The following is a 22,435-nucleotide window of genomic DNA, read 5'->3' on the forward strand; positions in this document are numbered from 1 at the left end:
GAGCGGATGTATTTGTTTTGCGGCGCTCCGATTCGACTTGGGGGTAGGGTCATACGCTATAATAGGGAAGTGGAGACATTTGGCAACTCTTTTGCTCCATATTCGATCACAACACAAAGAATAGGATGAATGTTTATGCTTCAACGATTGGGTAGAAGTATTCGTGACTTCCGTGACACATACAAAAAACATCTTATATTCGAGTATTTGTTTATGCTGCTGACGAGCTTCGTCATCATCCCGATTATTTCGTTTATTTTCAACCGTATCATCCGCGTAGTCGGTTCCGGCTCCGTCTTGAACGGCGAGTTCTACAAAATCGGACTTAGCTACGCGGGAGTAGCCGGCCTAATCGCGATTTGTTTTGTAGCGATGCTGGTGCTGTTTATTGAGTTTGGCGTGGTCATCACGATTGCGCAGCAGCATTATTTTGGGAAAAATGTACTGATCGCAGATGCGGTGCTGACGACGCTGCGGCAAACGCCAAAGCTATTCGGCTTCGGCATCATTCAGCTGCTGTTCTTCCTGCTGTTTCTTGTGCCGTTCATTGACTCGCCGCTGTCTTCATCCTTGTTTGCGCAGTTTAATGTCCCGATTTTTTTTAACAGCCGCATCATGAGCTCTTCCGCTGCGATGCTGGTCTTATACGGATTTTTGTTACTAGGGGGGTTGTACCTCGTATTGCGATGGATTTTTGTTTTGCATTACATTATGATCGAAAACAAATCGATTCGTGCGGCAATCAAAAGCAGCCTTGTGCTGACGAAGGGCAAGCGCTTGTCGATCTTCATCAATCTGTTTTTGCTTAATGCGCTTGTGTTCGCGCTAGGTTTTATGACGATTTCCGCTGTTGCTTATTTGCCATCCTGGCTTGACAACAATATATTGAAAGTAGTCACGGATCAATATTCCTTAACGTTATCGACTGTGCTTACCTATATGTTTACGCTGCTGCTCGTGCCGGTTAATATCATCTATCTGACAAGGCTTTATTATCATTTCAACCGGAGTCCCGGCGTTAAGCCGTTTGACCAGCTTCAATTGCACAAAAGCCGCTGGTTCGGGCCTCTAGAAAAGCGTCTTTACGCCTATGTGGAGGGAAGAACCCGTACACGGATATTATATGTATCGATAGCAGCCGTATATTTGGCATTGGCGCTGACTGTCAGCTACGCGGCGAATGATAATTTGGTTTATGTCAAATGGAGCGTGCTTTTATCCGCTCACCGCGGCGATTCTCTGGAAGCGCCGGAAAATTCGCTTGCGGCAGTCCGAAGCTCGGTGGAGCAGGGCATCGACGCTGTTGAAATTGATGTTCAGCTGACGAAGGACGGCGTCGCCGTACTTCATCATGATTATAATTTGCAGCGGATGGCCGGCGTGCCGAAGCGCGTGAATGAGCTGACGTATGATGAGGTTGCTAGACTGAATATCGGAAACCGGGGCGGCGGCCTTGATGAAAGCGAACAAATTCCAATGCTGGCGGAGGTTCTTGCCGAGGTGCAGGCGAAAGCGAAGCTGATTGTTGATCTTAAACCATACGGGCCTGGCGAGGAGCTCGCCAAGGAAGTCGTAGCATTGATTGAACAATTTGACATGGTTCAGGACTGCTATATTCAGTCGTTTGACCGGCAGACGCTGCAGCAAATCAGGCAGTTGAATCCCGACATTAGAATCGGCCAAATTCTTTATTTTGCGGTAGGCGACCTTTCGCTGTTAGATGTGGATTTTTATACGATTGAGCAGGTCATGCTGACGGAGACATTCGTCGAGCGCGCGCATAAAAAAGGCCGCGAAGTATGGGTGTGGACGGTCAACAGCGAACGTAATTTGAAAGAGGTGCTCAAATTCGAGATCGATGGCATTATTACGGATTTCCCTGCACGCGCGCATAACATGGTAGAGCTTGATTTATAGCAGCATACACAAAAAAAGGGGCGGGAGCGCATGACACAAATTGAGAAATATAAAGCCTTTATCCTATCGCTCTCGCCGGGTCGCTTGTCCAAAGAGCAGCTGTTCGTCCAAGACTTGCTTTTATATGAGCAGCAAGATATATCGATATATTACGTGCCTTACGAGTATGTGAATACGCAGGCAAAAGTGATGATTATCGGCATTACGCCGGGCTTCACCCAAATGGAGCTGGCGATTCGCAGTGCGCGCCAGGATTTATTGGACGGAGTGCCCACCGGGCAGATTGATCAGCGCGCCAAGAAGCTCGCGAGCTTCGCAGGCTCAATGCGAATAAACCTGATCGACATGCTGGATCAAATCGGATTGCCTGCTCTCATCGGAATCGAAGGCAGCAGGCTCTTATTTGAGGAACGCAGAGATTTGCTGCACACGACTTCTGCGATCAGGTACCCGGTGTTCCAGCATGGCAAAAACTATACGGGACACAGTCCTCCGATTTTGAAATCGGCTGTGCTTTTGCGCTATGCGGAAAGCATCCTACTTCCAGAATTGCTAGCGGTGAAGGATGCGCTTGTTATACCGCTCGGCAAGGCAGTCTCGGAAATAGTACAAGTATTCGTGGAAAAAGGATGGCTGAGCGAGGAGCGGTGCTTATTCGACATGCCGCATCCATCGGGTGCCAACGGGCACCGGAAAAAACAGTTTGAGCAGCATAGGACAAGCATGCAACAGCAGGCCTTTCAGTGGTTCAGCCGTTAAAAAGCAACATGAGAGCGAGGAATGATATATACAATGCACAGCAGAAAAGTTCGTTTAATAACCGCCTTCGCGACACTTGCCTGTCTCTTATGGTTATTCGGATTAGGCTGGACGTTAAAGGATTATTTAATCGGAGCATCGCGCACATCGTCCTTGCCTTCCGTAACAGAGGAGCCTGCCATACAGACGAATGCGCTGAAAATTGTTGCTTTAGGCGATTCCTTAACGAGAGGAACGGGCGATATTGAAGGCAAAGGTTATGTCGGCTATGTCAGCGATCAGCTGCAGGAAGCGGGCAAAGAAATCTCGTTAATCAATTTGGGCATTAAGGGGTTAACTTCCCCTCAGTTAGCGGAGCAAATGAAGGAAAAGGAAATTAGGCGTCAGCTGGGACAAGCCAATGTCATTCTTATGACGATTGGGGGCAATGATCTCTTCCTTGGCGGGCAGATCCTCTCGGATGTTTCCGAAGCAAGCATTGAGGGGCTGGAGGATGCTTATCTTGTCAGCCTAAAGACGATCATCTCCAGTATTCGGGAGGTGAACACGGAAGCGACCGTCTATTTGCTCGGTTTATATAATCCTTTTAGCGAATTTGAAAATGGGGAGCTCTTGTCGGGCGTCGTCAGAGGCTGGAACTTCAAAGCGGCAGAATTGCTTGCCCAGGACGCAAAAACCGTGTTCGTTCCGACGTATGATTTGTTTCAGCAGAAAATAAATGATTATTTGTTTACGGATCATTTTCACCCGAATGAAAAAGGGTATCGTCTGATAGCTGAGCGGATAACCGCACTGATTACCGGGGAAGGAGGACCATCATGAGCGAGATTACGTTATCGGTTCAAGGCCTTCGAAAGGTCATCGGCAAGCGGACCATTATTAAGGATTTAAGCTTCGAGCTGGAGCGCGGCGAGGTATTTGGTTTCTTAGGACCGAATGGGGCCGGGAAAACGACGACCATTCGGATGCTGGTCGGATTGATTAAGCCTACCTCCGGAACGATTCATATATGCGGGCTGGATATTGCGAAGCATTTTACGAAGGCCATGAGGCATTTGGGCTGTATCGTTGAAAATCCGGAGCTGTATCCGTTCTTAAGCGGAATGGAAAATTTACGTCATTTTGCCGTCATGATCAGCGGCATAACGCAGGTGCGCATTGATGAGGTCGTTCGTCTGGTCGGCATGCAGGATCGAGTGAATGATAAGGTAAGCACCTATTCGCTTGGGATGCGGCAGCGTCTTGGCATTGCGCAAGCTTTGCTCGGCAAGCCGGATGTGCTGATTTTGGATGAACCGACGAATGGGCTTGATCCGTCCGGTATCCGGGAAATGCGTGCTTTTATTCGGTTTTTGGCAGAAGAAGAAGGGTTAACGGTACTCGTATCCAGCCATTTGCTGCATGAAATTCAATTGATGTGCGACCGGGTCGCGATTATTTCGAAGGGTGAAATTATTCGGGTGGACTCGGTCAAAGATCTGCTGTCCAGCGAAGAGCGGCTGGTATGGCGTTTGAATCCGTTAACATTAGGCAAAACCATACTGAGCGACCATACGGTTATTTCGCACGAGACGGAGGAAACGGTGACGACGCCTTACACGGAGCATGCCGTTGGTGAATGGAACCGAAAGCTTGTGGAAGCGGGAGTAACCGTGCTGGAGATGAATCGTAAGCTTCCGGCGCTTGAAGACTTATTCCTCGAGCTGACAGGAGGCGAATCGATTGATTAATCTCGTTCAAAACGAAATGACGAAGCTGGTCGGCAAACGCCGGTTCATGGTTATCTCCATTATTATTATCGTGCTTCTTTCGATGTTTACCTACGCGCAGGCGAAGGAATCGGAGGCGATCAAGGAGCGTTTAGGCACGGTGGATTGGCGAACCGAGCTGCAGCAGCAGATCGTAGATATGCAAAACAGGCTAAGCAGCGCGGGACAATGGCGCGAGCAGATGCAAATCCAGATCAAACAGTCGGAGTATTATTTGGACAATGATGTTAATCCGTCTGAGCCGGGCGCTCCCACCTTTATCAGAGGTTTTGTACAAAACTCCGCGGAGCTGTTTCTTCCCTTGCTCGTCATGATCATTGCGGTAGACATTGTTTCCTCCGAGCGGAGTATGGGCACGATAAAGCTTCTGCTGACTCGTCCGGTGAGCCGGTTTAAGATATTGCTGAGTAAATACATCGCCCTTATTTTATCGGTTTCGGTGGTTATTTTCCTGTTCGGTTTCCTCTCTTACATCGTCTCCGCTGTGATGTTCGGAAACCAAGGCTGGTCGGCACCGGTATTGACGGGCTTCTCCACGCAAGGCGGGGAGCTCGACATATCGGGCGTGCGCCTCGTATCCCAGTGGCAGTATATTATTCAGCAATTCGGGCTGGCTTGGTTTATTTCCGTGGTCGTCGGCACCTTGTCCTTCATGCTCTCGATTCTGATGCGAAGCAGCGCGGCAGGCATGGGGACGATGCTGGCCTGCTTGATATCGGGAGCTATCCTAAGCAACATGGTATCCTCATGGGATTCCGCCAAATATTTGTTTATGGTCAATCTCGGCCTAATGGATTATGTCAGCGGCTCGGCTCCCCCGATCGAGGGCATGACGCTCGGCTTCTCGCTTTCCGTGCTTGCAGCGTGGATGCTGGGTTCGCTGCTCGTTTCGTTTACCGTTTTTATGAGGAAGGATATTTATTAAGCTGCTTTACAGCGGTCGTCGTGTCCTAAAATGATTCGTCTTCTCATATGCATGTAGAAGAGGAGCGTGATCTTAATGGACAAGACTGTGCGCAGATATTATCAGCAGAAACAAAAGCAAAAAGAAATAGAGCAGGAGCTGACAGAGCTGCGCAACGAAATTTTGACTTATTTGACCGAGAAGGAAGCGAGCGAGCTGGAAATCGGAAGCCACAAAGTCAAGCTTGTTGTGCAGGAGCGTAAAGAATACGATGACAATAAGCTTTTTGAGGCGCTGCCGGATCCCGAGCTATGGCGGATGCTTTCGAAGCCCGATTCGTCCAAAATCGCCAGCTTGATCAAGCTGAACGTCATTAATGAGGAAAAGTTGAAGGACACCTTTGCGACAAAGACGGTTAAGCTGCTTCAGGTGGATAAGAAATAAGGGACAGCAGGGATACATAGAATATACGGAGCAGGGTGCTTGTGCCGATTGTCGGCGGAGGCACCCTGTTTTTTTTTGTATTGTAATACAATTGAATTGAGCCTATTCTAGGATTGCCGATTTGGGGAAATCGTCTCTTTCTTCAGCTGCTTGAGCTATGATATTATCTTGACAGAATTGTAAATCCGAAGGGGGCTATTCGCTATTTCGTTTACGACTCACACCAGAGGAGAATCCGAGATGAAAAGATGGAACGACTACCTGTTGAAGAGTAAAATGTTCATCGTGTTCTCCGCGGTGTCGCTGTTTACCGTCATGCTGACATGCATTATTTTCTATTATAAAAATGTAAGCGATATCAAAAATCAAACCTTGTCGCTTTCCGACACGATTACCCGTCAGTTCAGCCGGACCTTCGAGCTGTATATTCAGGACATGGAGAAGCTCTCCGTCTCCATTATTGGCGATCCGATCATTCAGCAAAGCTTGATCGATCATTACGGAATCCCTGAACCCGTCACGCAGAACGAGATCGAACTGATGATCAACAAAAGGTTGTTCACCCATCTTCAGCCGCGCCCCCAGCTGCAGAGCATCTATATCTTCACGACGGACGATATTGCTTACTTCGTATCGAAGGCGGGAGGACCAAAGGTAAGCTTCAATCTGCTGGACGAGAGCTGGTATGAGAAACGGCTGGAGATGCCCGGAATCAAATTTCTGCTTCAGCCCGTCACAACAGAGAGCACGGGCGGCGATCGTGAAGCCCAGGTTATATCCTTCGTGCGGAACATCAACCGCATTCCTTATCGGGATGTTCTGGGGTATATGAAAATTAATATTAACGTTGATGTCATTAAGGACATGCTCGTCAACTCAGACATCAACGACGTTGAACGGAACATGAGAGCGTTCATCATAACCGATGAAGGCAGCGTTGTCTATGACGACAGAAATGAGCTGACGGGCAGCGAGGATCCGGGAATCGATCTTTCGATCTTCAAGGGAAATCGTCAATCTAACGAGGTGGTATGGAACGGTGAGAGCTATCTCTATACAACGTCGAAGTCCTCCTACACGAAATGGAATACGCTGATTCTGATTCCGAACGAATTCCTGTTGTCCAAGCAGAAACGCTCCGCTTATATTCTCATGCTCGTTGGATTGTTTGCGATGGGGCTGATTGCTTTCGTTTCCTATGCGCTCTCCTATCAGATTACGCTTCCTCTCCATAATCTGATGAAGAAGATGGCGCGCGTCGAGCAGGGGGATTTAAAGCAGCGAATGGAGGTGGCCGGCAACAATGAGATCGGTCGTCTGAGCCGTATTTACAACAGTATGCTGGACAGTATTACCCGGTTGATCAGCGAAGTGTACGCATCTAAGCTGGCGGAGAAGAATGCGCAGCTATCGGCGCTGCAGGCGCAGATCAACCCGCATTTTCTGTACAACACGCTTAACATTATGAAGTCAATCAGCCGGGTTCGAGGCATCGAAGAGGTTGCCGAGATGGCAGAATCGCTTGCGGAGCTGTTCAAATACAGCATGAAAAATCTACAACACCCTATCCCGCTGCGTGACGAGATGGATCATATCTGGAATTACATGAATATCCAGCAGCACCGGTTTGGCAGCCGATTCGAGTTCAGTATGAACATACCGGAGCCGTTGGAGGATGCTTCGGTGCTGAAGCTTACCGTGCAGCCGTTGATTGAGAATGCTATCGTTCACGGACTCGGCAAGGTCAAGTCCGGCGGACGAATCGACATCGTAGTCAGGCGGCTCGGCGGCGATCTGATTATCGAAGTGACCGACAATGGATGCGGTATCGAAGAGGAACGCCTCCACATGCTGCGCAGGAGGCTCGGGAGCATCCAAGCGGCGGACGCTTACGACGAGGAAGGGCTGGGTATAGGCTTGTCCAATATCGCGCAGCGGATCAAGCTGTTCCACGGCGTCAATTACGGAGCTGAGCTGATAAGTGCTCCTGGCCTCGGAACGACCGTCAGGCTGACGTTCCCATATGAACTTTTCGTCAAGGTGAAAGGAGAGGCCGGATTATGAATTTATTCCTGGTGGAAGACGAGCGGTGGGCGCTGGCGGAGCTCAAGTCCCTCTTCAAGCGATACGAACCGCAGCATCGCGTGCTTGCGTTCGAGAACGGGGAAGATGCACTCGAGGCCGCAAAATCCATAGTTCCGCATCTCGTGCTGACCGACATCACAATGCCAGGCATGGACGGAGTAGAGCTGCTGGCCGAGCTAGGCCGCTGCCATCCGGACGCCAAGGGTATCATTCTCAGTGTCCATGACGATTTTGCTTATGCGCAGCGGGGGATGCAAACCGGCGTGACGGACTACTTGCTGAAGCCTGTCAGGAAAGAGACGCTTTACAGGGTGGTAGACCGCATGCTTGCGCGTATTGAAGAGGAGTCACGGAGCCGGAGCGACCGTGCCGAGTGGTCTCTTCTGCAGCGGCTGCTGTCCGCGGACGCGCAGGAGCGCGGGGAGCCAGCGGCAGCCGAGCAGCCGCAAATGTTCATGGCGCTGCTGCTTCTGGAGAACTGGGCATCGCCGCTCACTTGGAAGGATGCCGGGCTTAAAGCATCGGACATCCTCGCGCATTTTGGGAGTGGTTTGAACGGAGAGTCGGATAGTCACTGCGTCACGATCGACGGCCGACGCAGAATGCTGCTGCTGCCGGCTGACGATGAGGCAAGTACGAAGTCGATAAAGATAAGGCTTCAATCGCTCTTCCAGTATGTGGAGTCCCGCGGCATTCTACTCCATGTAAGCTTCGGAATGAAGAAAGAGAGAGAGAGTCTAAACCGCAGCTTCGTCCGCCTTGGCAAACAGCTGGAAGAGCATTTACGGATCGGCGTGCCAACCTGGGCAGCGCCGGATACGAAGCCGGCTGTACCCGATATCGGCGAAATCTGGGTGAAGGTGCGCGCGCTGCAAGCGCAGATCAAAGCGGGCGATATTGCCAGAGGGCGAGACACGGTATCGCGTATCGTCAAGGGGCTTCAGTGCAAAGGGGTCACCCAAAAGCAGCTGACACAGTTCGCCAGCGATCTGTTCTATTCGTTGAAGTTTAATCTGCAATCAGAATCCGTGGCCCGGCTGCCGGAGGATATGAGCCTGCTGAACGAGGCGATAGACTACGAGCCCATCACGGAATGGCTTGCGGCAGCGGTATTCGTGATTGCGGGGAAATGCGAATCAAAGGAGCAGAAGCCGAAAGGGCTGGTACCGGTCATGATGAACTGGATCCACGCCAACTATCAAGGCGACCTCTCGCTTCAGCAGTTTGCTTCGGAGCATCATGTCAGTCTTGGGCATTTATCAAGATTGTTCAAAAGTCAGACGGGCTATACCTTCTCCGACTATTTGATCGGCTACCGGATCGGCAAAGCGAAGGAGCTGCTCGCTGACGGCACTTCGCGTCCTTCGGAAGTCGGCGAGCTGGTCGGATACGAGGATGCTAAGCATTTCTCCTATCTATTTAAGAGAATAACGGGCGAAACGCCGACCGCCTACACAAAACGAAGAATGAGTGAATGAGACGTATGTAGTAAACGATTAGACGATTAGAGGGTGATGCACCTTCGAAAATCGGATGGTTTCCCTGCCCGATCCATTGCTTTTTGTTAAAAAGGAAAAATTACCCCCTTAAAAAAGCAAAAGAGCAAGTATGCATCAAAAGCAGAAACCCGTAGACTGAAACTACGAGGGAACCCGGGCCCTTGGAACGGAAGATCGCACTTGATGGAAGCGTATTCATTTAATTGAAACTTACGGTATCAGAGATGCGAAGAGGGGCAACAATGGACGGCTGCCGAAGGGAGCACGATTCATGCCAACAAAGGGAGGCTGCGGAACGATGAAACGAACGACTGGTAGAACACTCGCATTCGTGACAAGCGTGATTATGATCGTGGTGCTGCTCGCCGGCTGCGGCAGCGGCAGCAATGCGCCTGCGACGAACAACAACAACGGCAGCGCTAGCGGTGAAACGAACGCAAACACCGACACCACCAACGCACCTGCAGAGAAAACGACGTTAACCCTGATGGTCGGCAATACAGGCACTACGCTCGAAGCACTTAAAGCTGTTGCTGCGGAAGCAGAGAAAAAGCTGAATATCACCATTGAGTACGACATCAAACCGGATGGCACGGAAGGCGACAACCTCGTCAAGACGCGCCTAGCAACGGGTGATATGTCCGACCTGCTCGTTTATAACACGGGTTCGCTGTTGAAGGCAGTTAATCCAGTGGAAAACTTCCTCGATGTGACGAATGAGTCGTACATGGCAGACGTGCTTGATTCTTTCAAAAGCGTCGTAACGGTCGAAGGCAAGGTTTACGGTGCGCCCGTCGGTTCGAGCTCCGCAGGTGCGATTTTGTACAACAAGAAGGTGTACGGCGAGCTCGGATTGACCGTTCCGCAAACATGGGATGAATTCATGGCCAACAATGAGAAGATTAAGGCCGCGGGTAAGACGGCCGTTATCGCGTCATACAAAGATACCTGGACGTCCCAGCTGTTTGTCCTCGGTGATTACTACAACTTACAGGCGCAGGTTCCGAATTTCGCGGACGATTACACGAACAACAAAGCAAAGTACGCGACGATACCACAAGCACTGCGCAGCTTCGAAAAGACGGAGGAACCGTTCAAAGCCGGTTACATGAATAAGGACTTCCTGGCCACGACGTATGATGTTGCCTTGAAGATGCTGGCCGAGGGTACAGGCGTGCACTATCCGATGCTGACAAGCGCTTTAGATTCCATCATGCAGAATAGCCCAGACAAGATCAACGACATCGGGGTTTTCCCGATTCCGAGCGACAGCGCAGACGTCAACGGACTGACAGTTTGGATGCCTAGCGGCCTGTATATCAACAAGAACAGCAAAAAAGTAGAAGCCGCCAAAAAGTTCACGGAATACTTCGTGTCTAAGGAAGGCCAAGCGATATTTGCCTCCAAAGTCAAGGCGGCCGGTCCCAATGTCATCAAAGGAATCGAGCTCCCTGACGATGCTTACGAAGGTGTCAAAGAAATGCAGAAATACTTTGATGAAGGCAGGACGGCACCTGCGCTTGAGTTCGTATCGCCGGTCAAAGGCCCGAACCTGGAAAACCTCACCGTCGCTGTCGGCAGCGGCATCACTTCCGCGCAGAAGGGTGCCGAGGACTATGACAAAGACATTCTGAAACAGGCGCAGCAGTTGAATCTGCCTGGCTGGTAGATCGTCCGCCGTAAGCGGGAATTCTAGTTGAAGACGGGGCTCCGCGCAAGAGCTGCGGGGTCCGTTTTCTCCGGAAAGAAGGAGAGAGCCATGACTAAGCTGACGATTCGGACCTACTCGTATATGTTTCTTGTGCCTGCATTTCTGATCTACTTCGTCTTCTATTTGCTGCCAACCGTGTTATCGCTGTTCTTTAGTATGACGCGTTGGACCCTCACCGATTGGGATTACATCGGATTTGATAACTATGTCACTTTTTTCTCGGAGACGGCGCTCAGCATCGGCTTCCGGAACACATTAATTTACGCGGTTGTAACCTGTGGTCTCAAGGTCATCCTGGGCCTCTTACTCGGCGCGTTCCTCACCTCTACCGTTCTGTTCAAAAACTATCTGCGTTCTGTTATTTTCTTCCCGACACTGCTCAGTACGATTGCGGTCGGGATCGCATTCTCCATTATGATGCATCCTTCGCAAGGGCTGATCAATACAAGTCTGGCTGCGCTTGGTATTAACGGACCAGATTGGCTCGGCAATACGAAGATCGCGCTGCTGTCAGTTGCCCTAGTAGACGTATGGAAAGGTATCGGCATCGCTACCGTCATCTATATCGCCGGCATTTCGGCTATTCCGGGTGAGTATTACGAAGCGCTCAAAATCGACGGCGGGAGCAGCATGAATGCATTCCGGTACATCACGGTTCCATTAAGCAGACCGGCGATGAATTCGGTCATCATACTGGCATTTATCGGGGGGCTTCGTTCCTTCGATCTGATCTGGGCCATGACTAAGGGGGGGCCGGGTTTCACGACTGACCTGATCGCCTCGATCATATACAAGCAGTATCAGGCGGGCTTCTACGGCCTGGCGACTGCGGGCAACGTCATCCTGTTCGTCGGCGTGTCACTGCTGGCGTTTCCCTTGTATAAGTACCTGACGAAAAGCGAGGTGCACTTATGAGCAGGGAAATAAGCAGGATTATGGATAAAGGCGTGGGCAAGGCGCTGAGCCGCGGCGAAAACATGGGGATTAGCAACGGAGCTAAGAGGGCCATCGTTGGCGTGTTCGCGCTGGTGCTCAGCACCGCGATCTTCTGGATTCCATTTTATTTCGTCATCATTAACTCCTTTAAGAATCAGGCCGAATCCGCGCTCATGAATATGTCGTGGCCGAAATCATTTCATATTTTGGAAAATTACAGGGATGTGTTGACTGCCTCCGATCATATGCTCGTCCGCGCCTTCTACAACAGCATGCTGCTGACCGTTTTGTCGATCGCTGTACTGATCGTTGTAAGCGCGATGGCCGGCTTTGTATTGCATCGTCGCGAGGGGGGACGGTTTTCTTCCTTCTTAAACTTTCTTGTTTTGGCCGGTTTGATGATCCCGCCCGCTATTGTGCCTACGATCTGGGTGCTCGATTCAATCGGCCTGTTCAAGACGCTGGCCGGCATCACCTTCGTGGAAGTTGCGCTTCATTTTCCGTTCGCGGCGATTTTGTACAAAGCGTTTGTGGCAACGCTGCCGCGCGAAATCGATGAGAGCGCGCTGATCGATGGCGCTGGCGGCGGGCGGTTGTTTTTCAGTATAATATTTCCTCTGCTTAAGCCCGTCACTTCAACCATCATTGTGCTTGAATCGATAAACGTATTCAATGACTTTGTCAATCCGCTTTACTTCTTCCCGGGCTCCGACAACGCGACGGTGCAGCTGACGCTGTACAACTTTATGAGCCGGTTCACGACATCGTGGAATCTGCTGTTCGCCGATATCGTTCTGATCTCTATCCCGATGCTCATTCTGTTCATTTTCTTCAACAAGAAAATTGTAGCCGGGATGACGGCAGGCGCCGTTAAGGGATAATCGAGTCTGGACTGCGCGAGGAAGAAGAGCCATTTTATTAAGTTTACCCGTACATTGTCTCCAGCCGACCCTCTTACCCAGGTAAGTCATAGAGCCGCAGTCTTTCAGATTGTGGTTTTTTAATTCGATGAAGGATGATTCCGGTGAGCCGGTCGGTACAAATGGCACATCGCGAGGACTGCGGTCGACCAAAGTATGCCGGCTGTCATACGTGTAACTTATATCGGGCCATTCCTTTTATGAAAGCGGTCCCGATCGGAAAGGTTTTTGTCCCGAACCGCCATGATTCGGACAGAAAGAGACAGTATGATATAAACATAAAGCGTTTACAACTATGACGGCTTGACGATTCGGCTATTAATCTTGTCTAGGAAAATCATTATCCAATTCAGAGGACGAAAGGACGTTGAACATGGCGGTCAAAATCGGAATCGTAGGCATGAACGGCATCGGCAACAACCATGCGAATTGCTATAAGGAGGATGAATTGGCTGATGTCGTTGCGGTATGCGACGTCATCCGGGAGCGCGCCGACGCGGCTGCGGAGAAGCATGGTGTAAAGGCGTACTATACTTTGAAGGATATGATCGAGAATGAGCCCGACCTCCAGGTCGTCGATGTGACGACGGGCGGCATCGACAACGGCAGCTGGCATTTTGAACCGGCGATGGAAGCAATGTCTTACGGAAAGCACGTGCTGGTGGAGAAGCCGCTGTGCAACGATGTGCGCGAAGGTCGTCAGATGGTAGCTTTTGCTGAGAAGCAGAATGTGTACCTGGGCTGCAACCTGAACCATTACTTCACGCCGCCGGCTGAGAAGGCGAAGCAATATATGGATAGCGGCGAGGTGGGCGAACTGATCTACTGTTTAGCCAAAATGGGCTTCAACGGCGGAGAGCTTAACTACGCCCTTGCCAGCTCGGACAAAATCAAAGGCCACCCTTACTTTCACATGAGGGCGTTCCTGACCCACCCGTTCAGTGTCATGCGCCATTTCTGCGGAGATATCACGCATATCCAGACGTTCTCCGATCGGCCTGGTTTCCGGCGCAGCGCAGGCGACGTTATGGTATCCATCAACAGCATCCATATGAAGTTCGCAAACGGCGGCGTCGGCTATCTATTGAGTCAGCGCGGCGATGCGGTCTATGGACTAGGCGGATGGTGGAGTCTGGAGGTCGCGGGCTCGAAGGGGACATTCACAATTGAGAACTGCGTCGAGAAAGTGTCGTTCTGGAAAGCGAACAAAGGCATCCCGGCTATCAGCGTTCAGCCTGAGCCTGAAGTGACGGATTTCGGTACAAATGATTTCAACAGGACGTTCAACAATCGGCTGCACGCGTTTCTGGAGGATGTTAACGGTAAGGTATCTCCGGATGCGCTGCGCGCCAGCGGACGAGATGCGCTTGCCGTACTGGAGTATGTGCACGCGGTGCAGGAGTCGTATGAACGGGGCGGTGAAGTCGTTCGGCCGCAGCCGCTGCCGCCGCTGCACGGCGATCCGTTTTATCTGAAATAATTTTAGTAATTAATCTATCATTCAGGAGGATTCTTACATGATAAAATTAGGTGTCAATTCCGTGCTGTTCAAAGAGTTCGATTTTGCCGTAGCGGCTAAGCATATCGCCGCTTGTGGCTACGACGGTGTAGAGATTGCCGCGATTCAGGGAATGTGCGAGCATCTGGATCTCAGCCGCTGGAAGGAACAGAAGAGCGAGCTTCAGGCGATTGTGCAGGAGAACGGATTGACGTTTCTATCGACTGAGGTTGCGTCGCTCAAAGAGGAACGGCTGCTGCCGGCGTTCGAAGCTGCCGCTGAAATTGGTATTCCGATCGTCAACGTTGGTCCTGGCGGAAAGCTTGGAGTCGAAGAAGACCTGCAGGCGTCGATCGAGATGCTTGCGCGGATGGCGGAGAGGGCCGCTTCGTTCGGCATCACGCTCTGCGTGAAGGCACATGTTGGCAACGCAATCCATAATACGCCTACCACACTGCGGGCGATGGAGGCCATCGTTTCCCCGGCATTCGGCATCGACATGGACCCGAGCCATATCCACCGTGCCGGCGAAAATGCGGAGAAGGCGCTGCCCGCCGTACTTAATCACGTGAAGCATGTTCATATCCGTGATTGCAAGGGACGCGAACAGGGACCGGGACCGATAGCCCTGCAAGCGTGCGGACGCGGCGACATTGATCTGTACGGCTACTGCAAGGCAATGGTGGACGGTGGTTACGAAGGACCGGTCGTCGTTGAGGTCATCGGCTCTGCACCGGAGCATACGCTTGCGCAAGTATCCATCGTAGCTGCAGAGTCGTACGGCTACCTAAATGCCGTCCTTAAACAGCTGAACGCGCGATAAAAGCATTGTTTTCATCCAAAAGGAGGATTTCAATATGGCCAGTAAAAAACCGAATATCCTGCTGTTCGGCATAGATAGCCTTCGTCGGGATCATATGAGTGCGTACGGCTATTCAAGGCTGACTACTCCGCATCTTGATAAAATTGCAGCTCAGGGCGTTCTGTACGAGAAGCATTTCAGCCCGGGCATTCCGACAACGCCGGCTTACGCATCGATGCTGACAGGCATGGACGTTTTCGGCACCGACGTTGTGGCGCTGCGCCATGAAGGACCGCTCGGCGGTCACGTCAGAACACTGCCGGAGGTTCTCGCTGAGAACGGCTATAATACTTCGTGCGTCGGCTTCACGGGCAATCCGTCATCGCGCGGTTTCCAAACGTATCTCGATTATGAATCTTGGGTTCCCGACGAGTCGGGACGCACGTCTAAGGCGCAAAACCTGAACGACGTCGCAATTCCGGAGCTGGAGCGGCTTGCGGCAGACGATAAGCCGTTCCTTCTGTTCATGCGGCATATGGATCCGCATTCGCCGTATTTGCCGCCTGCACCGTTCGAGCGGATGTTCTACGGCAAGGACGAGAAGGACCCTGCCAACGATTCAATGGCGCCGGTTTACGATTTCAAGCCGTTTGCCGACTTTCTGAAGTCGTGGATTCCGGAAGGCGTCACTGATGAAGCATATGTCAGTGCGCAATATGATGGCGCAATCGCTTATATGGACGCTTGTATCCAAAGCATCTTCGAGAAGCTGACCGCGCTCGGTTTGGAGGAAGATACGCTTGTCGTTATCACGTCGGATCACGGCGAGACGCTGTATGAGCATGATTGTTATTTTGATCATCACGGTCTGTATGACTGTACGCTTGTCGTGCCGCTCATCATCAAGTTCCCCGGACGCATCCCTGCGGGAACACGGACCCAGGATGTGTCGGTAATCTCGGATATTATGCCGACGCTGCTGGACCTGATTGGCATTGACAGCGGTATTTCCTTCGACGGACGCAGCCTGATAGAGCCGGCTGCGAGCGAAGATGCGGGGAGGATCAGTGAGCTGTATCTTACAGAATGCACGTGGATGCGCAAGCACGGCTGGCGGACACCGGAATGGAAGCTGATCTGCGCGCTTGAACCAGACTTCCACTTCAAGCCGGAGGTAGAGCTGTACAATCTGATCCAAGATCCCGAGGAGAACAACAATGTGTCGGAGCAGGAGCCAGAGGTCGTCGCGCTGCTGACGAAGCGGATGGAAGAACATATTGCGAGACGTGAAGAGCAAACGGGCCGTACCAATCCTATCTATACGAATCTGAACTGGCATGGCAAGGGAGTGGCGTTCACCTCGTCCGAGCAGGCATACGAGTCGCTGCATATCGGCAACATTATCAGTGCACGCTCCCTCCAAACCAAGGAGGAGGCGGCATCCAAATGATTCGGGTTGCGGTCGTCGGGGTCAACAATATCGGGAAAATCCACTGTCGCGCCTACCGGCAGCACCCGGACACGGAGCTTGCGGCTGTCTGCGATCTGATGCCGGAACGCGCAGAGGCGGCAGGTCTTGAACATGGCGTTCCCGCCTATACCGACCTGAGAGAACTGCTAGCTAAAGAGCAGATCGATGTAGTGGCGGTTGCAACAGCGGGTGTGGAGAAGGGCAGCCATCATTTCGAGCCAGCGATGATCGCGATCATCGCCGGCAAGGACGTCCTTGTGGAGAAGCCGATCTCAAACCGGATTGAGGAAGCAAGGACGCTTGTCGCAACCGCCCGGGAACGGGGCGTCCGGCTCGCCTGTAATTTAAATCACCGCTTTACGCCGGCTGCTTACAAGGCGAAAGAAATGATGGAAGCGGGCAAGCTGGGTTCCCTTCTTTTTCTCAATATGCGGCTAACCATTCAGAATCCGCAAGAGGATACGGAGTGGCTGCACATGCGTGCTCTGCATCCCCACTCCATCGATGTCATGCGGTATTTTGCCGGTGATGTAAAGCGGGTGCAGGCGTTCATGACCAAGGCGCCGGGCCGTCAGAGCTGGTCGACCGCATCTGTCAATCTGGAGTTTACATCCGGGGCGGTCGGCCACTTGACCGGCAGCTACGACATGTCGATGCGCCATCCGATCGAATATTGCGAGGTGGCAGGCAACGAAGGCAGATTCGTTATCGACAACGTGTATGAAAGTTTGACGTATTATCCGCATCAATCCGACGAGTTGACCGTAGTCCGCAATTCGCTGTTTGGCGGGATGCAGGGCTTCAATGATACGTTTACACATCGAATCAATCGTTTCATCGGGCAGATCAAGGCAGGCGATGCGCCGGAGGCAATCGAGGCATCCGGAGCGGATGCTCTTGCCGCACAGGAAGTAATCGAAGCCGCTATTCGTTCGCATCAGTCCGGCGGTATGCCCGTTGACGTACCCGCGAACGGATAAGCGAAAACTCTGCGAGAGGAGACGATCAACATGGACAGACAACACGGTTCGGTTATATGGTTCATGGGATTGTCGGGAGCGGGCAAGACGACGACGGCCCGGCATGTTGCGGCGGAGCTGCTGCAGCAAGGACGGAACGTGGAGCTGCTGGACGGCGACGAGCTTAGAGAGACGATCTGCAAAGGGCTAGGCTTCTCCCGTGAGGAACGGATTGAGAATATCAAACGGATCGTGTACCTAGCTAAGCTTCTCTCTCGCAACAGCGTGGATGTGCTCGTCTCCGCTATTACCCCCTACCAGGAAATGCGGGACTACGCCCGGTCGGAGCTGCCAGGATTCGTGGAAATATACGTGCAGTGCCCAATCGGCGAGTGCGAGCGGCGTGACGTGAAGGGCTTGTATGCCAAGGCGAGAAACGGTGACTTGCGTCATTTTACCGGTGTTTCCGATCCGTTCGAGGTACCGCAGTCCCCTGACATCGTGATCGACACGGCTTCGGCCTCGCTGCAGGATAACAGCGAGGCCGTGATCGGCTGGCTGCATGCCAATTTACGGTTCATGCACGCAGCGCAAAGAGCATAACCCGAGTGGCGATTGATAACCGGATCACCGGACATCCCGAAGGAGACGGCATACAATGAAGATCATACTGATATCGCTGGATACGCTTCGCGCCTCAAGGTTGAGCGGGTACGGCTATTCGAAGCCGACGAGCCCATATCTGGACCGGATCGCCGAGCAAGGTGTGCTGTTCGAACGCGCTTATGCCGCCGACATTCCAACCGAAGTGGCGCATACCGGCATTTTTACCGGCAAAGTCGGGCTTACGACAGGGATCGTCTCCCACGGCTCAGAGCTGACGCATCTGCCCAAATCGATCCCATGGCTGCCTAACCTGCTGCGCGGCGCAGGCTTCACGACGTCGGCGGTGGACAATCTGTACCAGCTTAAGGAATGGTTTGCGCGCGGCTACCGCTACTATACGAACAGCGTTGGCGGCAATCGCTGGATCGACGGCCGGACCGTCAATGATCTGGCATTGCCGTGGCTGGCGGAGCACAAGGACGAATCATTCTTTTTGTTCCTTCATTATTGGGACGCTCATACGCCTTATTTGCCGCCGGAATCGTATATTCCGGACTTTTATGAAGCGGGGCGGGATCCGTATGATCCGGACAACCGAAGCATGGAACGGGCGTACAACCATCCCGCCTACCCTTTCTTTAAGCATCACCATTACGATCTTGTCGGTCCGGTCACCGACAGCGCCTACTACGACGCGCTATACGACGCAGAAATCCGTTATCTTGATGATCGTCTGAAGGAACTCGATGCTCAGTTGGAGAAGTTGGGTATTAAAGAGGATACGCTGCTGATCCTGTTTGGCGATCATGGTGAAAGTTTGACGGAGCACGACATCTACTGGGATCATTGCGGCTTGTACGAGCCGACCGTCCATGTGCCGATTATTATGCGGTGGCCGGGTCGTATTCCAGAGGGACGCAGGGTGCAGGGACTTGTGCAGCAGGTGGACATTATGCCGACAGTGCTGGAAGCGATACGCAGTGAAAAGCCAGACGGCGTCGACCTTGCGAAGGTTGCAGACCCGCCCGCAATGGACGGCCGAAGTTTATGGCCAACTATACTCAGCGAAATGGACGGTACGCACGAAGCTGTTTACCTGAGTGAATGCGCATGGCAGGCAGCGCGCGGCGTACGGACGAACCGCTACAAATTTATCCGCACGTACGACGCGGGGCCTTTTACTAGACCGCCAAGAGAGTTATATGATTTGGATGCCGATCCAGAAGAGACGGTGAATCTCGCTGAGCGGGAGCCGGAGCTCGCCGACCAGCTGGAACGGCAGCTGGAAAGCTGGGTGGAGGCGAAGCTGAACGGCCGTGAGGATCCGAAGGACCGGCAGCTCCGCGAGGAGGGACTTCCGTTCCGCAGGCGCATTGAGCAGATTCTGGCGGCATCCGGGATGACGTGGGACGAATGGTTTCAGGATCCATGCCGTGAGCGATTCGATCAGGCGGCTGAGGGGCGGCATTAACCGATCATCGGATCTTGTTCCGATAATGAGGCGAGGGGATGAAGGATGGAACGAATTCTGGGAAGCAATACTTACATGAAGGATGAATTTCCGTTCTGGATCACTCGGACGGTGCAAACTTCCATTGCCGAACACGGTCACGAGTTCATTGAGCTCGTCTACGTGGTGCAAGGGCAAGGCGTCCATATCTTCCAAGGCAACCATTACAACATTCATGCGGGCGACGTGTTTATTATCAATCCCGGCGAGACACATGCCTATTCCGTAAAGCCTGGTGGGCATATGGAAATCATCAATTGCTTGTTCATGCCGTCCTTTATTCCCGATGCGCTGCTTCAGGAGCTGGAAATAACAGCATCGATGGACTACTTCTACGTGCATCCCTTCCTGAAGCAGGATGTCCGCTTCAACCATTACCTGAATCTGAACGGCCAGGAGGCGTCGTCCGTGCTGGCGCTGCTGGAGAGCATGATCCGCGAGTTCAGCAGTCGCGGATCTGGCCACACGACGTTGATCCGCCTGCAGATGGTGGAGCTGCTTGTGCTGCTGTCCCGCTATTACGCCTATATGCAAAGTCATCGTATCCATAGATCCCCCCGCCAATCGGAAAGAGTGATGATGGCCAGACGGATTTCCGGCTATCTCGAACGTCATTTCGACAAAAAAATTACGCTTCAGGCGCTGTCCGGCCTGTTCAATGTCAGCACCCGGCAGCTGAACCGGCTGGTGCGCGAGGAGTTTGGCAAGAGCGTATTCGATCTGCTGCACGAAATTCGCATCGAGCGGGCGAAACGGATGCTGTTGGAGTCCGACGAGAAGGTCATCTACGTCGCGACCATGGTCGGCTACGACGATCCATCGTTCTTCAGCCGACTGTTTGTCCGCTATGCCGGCTGCTCGCCGCGCGAATACAGGACCGGCTCACAAGATCAGTGGGAAGGAAAGGAGCCGATAACGCATGCCAGACTCGATGAGAGAACGGAGGCCTAACTTACTGATAATAACGGCCGACCAATTACGAGAGGATTGCGTAGGCTTCAGCGGCAAATATCCGGTTCGCACACCGCACCTGGACCGACTATCTGAGCAGGGAGTCTCCTTCTCCCACGCCTACTCCGTGCTGCCGGTGTGTTCGCCGGCTAGGCAGTCTCTTCTGCGTGGGAGGAGGCCGGAGACATTCGGCGCCCTATGGAATTATAGCGGTGCCCTGCCTGTGGCGGCACTGCCGCCGGAATCCTATACGTGGACGAGAGCGCTAGCGGAAAGTGGCTATGCGATGGCATATTTGGGCAAATGGGGTGTTAATCCGATGCACGGCCCTACGGCTTATGGTTACGAGTCGTACGTCAGTGAAGCAGAATATCGTGACTTCGTCTCGCAGAAGCATCCGGACGTCCGTTACGAGAACGGATTCTTCGGGGAAGAGAGCCCGCTGCCGCAGGAGGACACGGAGACGCATTGGTTTGCCGCGCGTGCGGGCGAGACACTGGAGCGGCTGCGTGATGACGGACGGCCCTGGCATCTGGCGCTGCACTTCAGCGAACCCCACTTGCCCTGCCGACCGTCGGTTCCCTTCGCAGGGATGTACGATGCCGCGGATATTCCAGAATGGGCAGGCTTCCGCGAGACATTTGCCGGCAAGCCGTACATTCAGCGCCAACAGCTGCAGAGCTGGGGCGTCGCCGGTTACGGCTGGCAGGATTGGGCGCCGATCGTTGCCCGTTATTACGCCATTATCAGTCAGCTCGACGATGCGATCGGGCGGGTGATGGGGACGCTGGAGCGGCTAGGCATGGCGGACGACACCATTGTGATCTTTACCGCAGACCACGGTGACATGTGCGGTTCCCATGGCATGATGGATAAGCACTACATCATGTACGACGATGTTGTACGGGTGCCGCTCATCGTTCGGATGCCGGGCGGCGGGGAGGCAGTACCAGGCTGGGGATGCGATAAGTTCGTCTACAATTTTCTGGATTTGCCGCCGACGATTCTGGAGCTTCTCGATTTGCAATCGCGTGATCCTGGGGATCTGCAAGGCCGCTCACTTGGGCCGCTGCTGGCTGGGGAGGAGCCGGCCGATTGGCGGGACGCCGTCGTATCGACCTATAACGGCCAGCAGTTCGGGTTGTACACGCTTCGGATGATCCGCACAGCAGACTGGAAATACATCTGGAATTTATCGGACGTCGACGAGCTGTACGACATGGCCGGCGACCCTGGCGAACTGACGAACTTGAGCGGGAAGGCTGATCATGCAGAACTGCTCGCTGTGCTGAGGAGACGGCTATACGAGCAGCTGTCCTTGGACGGCGATGCGATCGTCGCCAATGAATGGACACGCCGTCAACTGCTGCAAGGCGCTAAGCTGGGCGGGACATGAAGAAAACTGCAGATATCCTTGTGAATGAATGATTTGAGTAGTTGTGCTTAGACCGTTGGGATTTACGGCTTCGCCGAAGCTCAAAAGGCTGCTGGTCAGCTATGGCAGCAAGCCGAAACCTAAATTCACGATCAGTAGAACATGTCGCAAAGGCGGCTCTCGATGTATTGGTGCATAATCCTGCTATAGAAAAATGCCAACTATCTCTGGATATTAAACGAAAGAAAGACAGCCGAATAAATTCGGACTGTCCCTTTCTATCCCTATTATGGCATTGATTACATTCTTTGTGTGATAG

At 52.6% G+C, this 22,435-nt stretch carries 19 protein-coding genes; all 19 read left to right on the forward strand.

Annotation, left to right across the window (positions count from 1 at the left end; genetic code table 11):
* The first annotated feature begins 135 nt into the window (after window positions 1–135).
* The 19 genes from RCO25_RS09485 (at window position 136) to RCO25_RS09575 (ending at window position 22,137) form a co-directional block, all read left to right on the forward strand.
* Window positions 136–1,917, forward strand: coding sequence for a glycerophosphoryl diester phosphodiesterase membrane domain-containing protein (locus RCO25_RS09485; protein WP_308995902.1), 1,782 nt, complete (start codon window positions 136–138; stop codon window positions 1,915–1,917).
* 30 nt (window positions 1,918–1,947) lie between these two features.
* On the forward strand, window positions 1,948–2,676 hold the full coding sequence (locus tag RCO25_RS09490) for a uracil-DNA glycosylase family protein (RefSeq protein ID WP_308995903.1): 729 nt from the start codon (window positions 1,948–1,950) through the stop codon (window positions 2,674–2,676).
* Window positions 2,677–2,709: 33 nt separating this feature from the next.
* Entirely contained in the window at window positions 2,710–3,498 is a 789-nt protein-coding gene (locus RCO25_RS09495) for an SGNH/GDSL hydrolase family protein (RefSeq protein WP_308995904.1), read from the forward strand.
* The gene (locus RCO25_RS09500) at window positions 3,495–4,406 is read left to right on the forward strand and encodes an ABC transporter ATP-binding protein (RefSeq protein WP_308995905.1); all 912 of its coding nucleotides are present in this window, start codon (window positions 3,495–3,497) and stop codon (window positions 4,404–4,406) included. Before RCO25_RS09495 ends, RCO25_RS09500 begins: the two co-directional genes overlap by 4 nt.
* A complete protein-coding gene (locus RCO25_RS09505) occupies window positions 4,399–5,370 on the forward strand; it encodes an ABC transporter permease (RefSeq protein WP_308995906.1) in 972 nt (323 codons plus the stop codon). The genes RCO25_RS09500 and RCO25_RS09505 overlap by 8 nt, the downstream gene beginning before the upstream one ends.
* Window positions 5,371–5,445: 75 nt before the next feature.
* Window positions 5,446–5,793 (forward strand): hypothetical protein, encoded by a 348-nt coding sequence (locus RCO25_RS09510; protein WP_308995907.1) that lies wholly within the window; start codon window positions 5,446–5,448, stop codon window positions 5,791–5,793.
* Window positions 5,794–6,033: 240 nt separating this feature from the next.
* Window positions 6,034–7,857 carry a sensor histidine kinase gene (locus RCO25_RS09515; RefSeq protein ID WP_308995908.1) on the forward strand — a complete coding sequence of 608 codons (1,824 nt, stop codon included), beginning with the start codon at window positions 6,034–6,036 and terminating at the stop codon, window positions 7,855–7,857.
* Window positions 7,854–9,356 carry a response regulator transcription factor gene (locus RCO25_RS09520; protein WP_308995909.1) on the forward strand — a complete coding sequence of 501 codons (1,503 nt, stop codon included), beginning with the start codon at window positions 7,854–7,856 and terminating at the stop codon, window positions 9,354–9,356. Before RCO25_RS09515 ends, RCO25_RS09520 begins: the two co-directional genes overlap by 4 nt.
* A 292-nt stretch (window positions 9,357–9,648) precedes the next feature.
* The gene (locus RCO25_RS09525; protein ID WP_308995910.1) at window positions 9,649–11,046 is read left to right on the forward strand and encodes an ABC transporter substrate-binding protein; all 1,398 of its coding nucleotides are present in this window, start codon (window positions 9,649–9,651) and stop codon (window positions 11,044–11,046) included.
* Between the two features lie 90 nt (window positions 11,047–11,136).
* Window positions 11,137–12,003 (forward strand): carbohydrate ABC transporter permease, encoded by an 867-nt coding sequence (locus RCO25_RS09530; protein WP_308995911.1) that lies wholly within the window; start codon window positions 11,137–11,139, stop codon window positions 12,001–12,003.
* On the forward strand, window positions 12,000–12,905 hold the full coding sequence (locus RCO25_RS09535; protein WP_308995912.1) for a carbohydrate ABC transporter permease: 906 nt from the start codon (window positions 12,000–12,002) through the stop codon (window positions 12,903–12,905). The genes RCO25_RS09530 and RCO25_RS09535 overlap by 4 nt, the downstream gene beginning before the upstream one ends.
* A gap of 412 nt (window positions 12,906–13,317) precedes the next feature.
* Window positions 13,318–14,424, forward strand: a complete 1,107-nt coding sequence (locus tag RCO25_RS09540; RefSeq protein WP_308995913.1) for a Gfo/Idh/MocA family protein — start codon at window positions 13,318–13,320, stop codon at window positions 14,422–14,424.
* A gap of 37 nt (window positions 14,425–14,461) precedes the next feature.
* Window positions 14,462–15,265 (forward strand): sugar phosphate isomerase/epimerase family protein, encoded by an 804-nt coding sequence (locus tag RCO25_RS09545; RefSeq protein WP_308995914.1) that lies wholly within the window; start codon window positions 14,462–14,464, stop codon window positions 15,263–15,265.
* Window positions 15,266–15,299: 34 nt separating this feature from the next.
* A complete protein-coding gene (locus RCO25_RS09550; protein WP_308995915.1) occupies window positions 15,300–16,694 on the forward strand; it encodes a sulfatase family protein in 1,395 nt (464 codons plus the stop codon).
* On the forward strand, window positions 16,691–17,695 hold the full coding sequence (locus tag RCO25_RS09555; RefSeq protein WP_308995916.1) for a Gfo/Idh/MocA family protein: 1,005 nt from the start codon (window positions 16,691–16,693) through the stop codon (window positions 17,693–17,695). Before RCO25_RS09550 ends, RCO25_RS09555 begins: the two co-directional genes overlap by 4 nt.
* Before the next feature lie 30 nt (window positions 17,696–17,725).
* Complete coding sequence (gene cysC / locus RCO25_RS09560) at window positions 17,726–18,277, forward strand: adenylyl-sulfate kinase (protein ID WP_308995917.1); 552 nt, start codon at window positions 17,726–17,728, stop codon at window positions 18,275–18,277.
* A 55-nt stretch (window positions 18,278–18,332) separates the two neighbouring features.
* Window positions 18,333–19,751, forward strand: coding sequence for a sulfatase family protein (locus RCO25_RS09565; protein ID WP_308995918.1), 1,419 nt, complete (start codon window positions 18,333–18,335; stop codon window positions 19,749–19,751).
* A gap of 45 nt (window positions 19,752–19,796) precedes the next feature.
* Complete coding sequence (locus RCO25_RS09570; RefSeq protein WP_308995919.1) at window positions 19,797–20,741, forward strand: AraC family transcriptional regulator; 945 nt, start codon at window positions 19,797–19,799, stop codon at window positions 20,739–20,741.
* On the forward strand, window positions 20,722–22,137 hold the full coding sequence (locus RCO25_RS09575) for a sulfatase family protein (protein WP_308995931.1): 1,416 nt from the start codon (window positions 20,722–20,724) through the stop codon (window positions 22,135–22,137). The genes RCO25_RS09570 and RCO25_RS09575 overlap by 20 nt, the downstream gene beginning before the upstream one ends.
* Window positions 22,138–22,435 lie beyond the last annotated feature (298 nt).

The sequence above is a fragment of the Paenibacillus sp. LHD-38 genome (assembly GCF_031157315.1).
Classification (GTDB): Bacteria; Bacillota; Bacilli; order Paenibacillales; family Paenibacillaceae; genus Pristimantibacillus.

Bases quoted from the DNA above. Each gene is read 5' to 3' on its own strand.
- RCO25_RS09565 (WP_308995918.1), top strand. From the start codon at position 18,333: ATGAAGATCATACTGATATCGCTGGATACGCTTCGCGCCTCAAGGTTG.
- RCO25_RS09555 (WP_308995916.1), top strand. From the start codon at position 16,691: ATGATTCGGGTTGCGGTCGTCGGGGTCAACAATATCGGGAAAATCCAC.
- RCO25_RS09575 (WP_308995931.1), top strand. From the start codon at position 20,722: ATGAGAGAACGGAGGCCTAACTTACTGATAATAACGGCCGACCAATTA.
- RCO25_RS09495 (WP_308995904.1), top strand. From the start codon at position 2,710: ATGCACAGCAGAAAAGTTCGTTTAATAACCGCCTTCGCGACACTTGCC.
- cysC (WP_308995917.1), top strand. From the start codon at position 17,726: ATGGACAGACAACACGGTTCGGTTATATGGTTCATGGGATTGTCGGGA.
- RCO25_RS09485 (WP_308995902.1), top strand. From the start codon at position 136: ATGCTTCAACGATTGGGTAGAAGTATTCGTGACTTCCGTGACACATAC.
- RCO25_RS09540 (WP_308995913.1), top strand. From the start codon at position 13,318: ATGGCGGTCAAAATCGGAATCGTAGGCATGAACGGCATCGGCAACAAC.
- RCO25_RS09520 (WP_308995909.1), top strand. From the start codon at position 7,854: ATGAATTTATTCCTGGTGGAAGACGAGCGGTGGGCGCTGGCGGAGCTC.
- RCO25_RS09535 (WP_308995912.1), top strand. From the start codon at position 12,000: ATGAGCAGGGAAATAAGCAGGATTATGGATAAAGGCGTGGGCAAGGCG.
- RCO25_RS09510 (WP_308995907.1), top strand. From the start codon at position 5,446: ATGGACAAGACTGTGCGCAGATATTATCAGCAGAAACAAAAGCAAAAA.
- RCO25_RS09530 (WP_308995911.1), top strand. From the start codon at position 11,137: ATGACTAAGCTGACGATTCGGACCTACTCGTATATGTTTCTTGTGCCT.
- RCO25_RS09545 (WP_308995914.1), top strand. From the start codon at position 14,462: ATGATAAAATTAGGTGTCAATTCCGTGCTGTTCAAAGAGTTCGATTTT.
- RCO25_RS09490 (WP_308995903.1), top strand. From the start codon at position 1,948: ATGACACAAATTGAGAAATATAAAGCCTTTATCCTATCGCTCTCGCCG.
- RCO25_RS09500 (WP_308995905.1), top strand. From the start codon at position 3,495: ATGAGCGAGATTACGTTATCGGTTCAAGGCCTTCGAAAGGTCATCGGC.
- RCO25_RS09550 (WP_308995915.1), top strand. From the start codon at position 15,300: ATGGCCAGTAAAAAACCGAATATCCTGCTGTTCGGCATAGATAGCCTT.
- RCO25_RS09515 (WP_308995908.1), top strand. From the start codon at position 6,034: ATGAAAAGATGGAACGACTACCTGTTGAAGAGTAAAATGTTCATCGTG.
- RCO25_RS09525 (WP_308995910.1), top strand. From the start codon at position 9,649: ATGCCAACAAAGGGAGGCTGCGGAACGATGAAACGAACGACTGGTAGA.
- RCO25_RS09570 (WP_308995919.1), top strand. From the start codon at position 19,797: ATGGAACGAATTCTGGGAAGCAATACTTACATGAAGGATGAATTTCCG.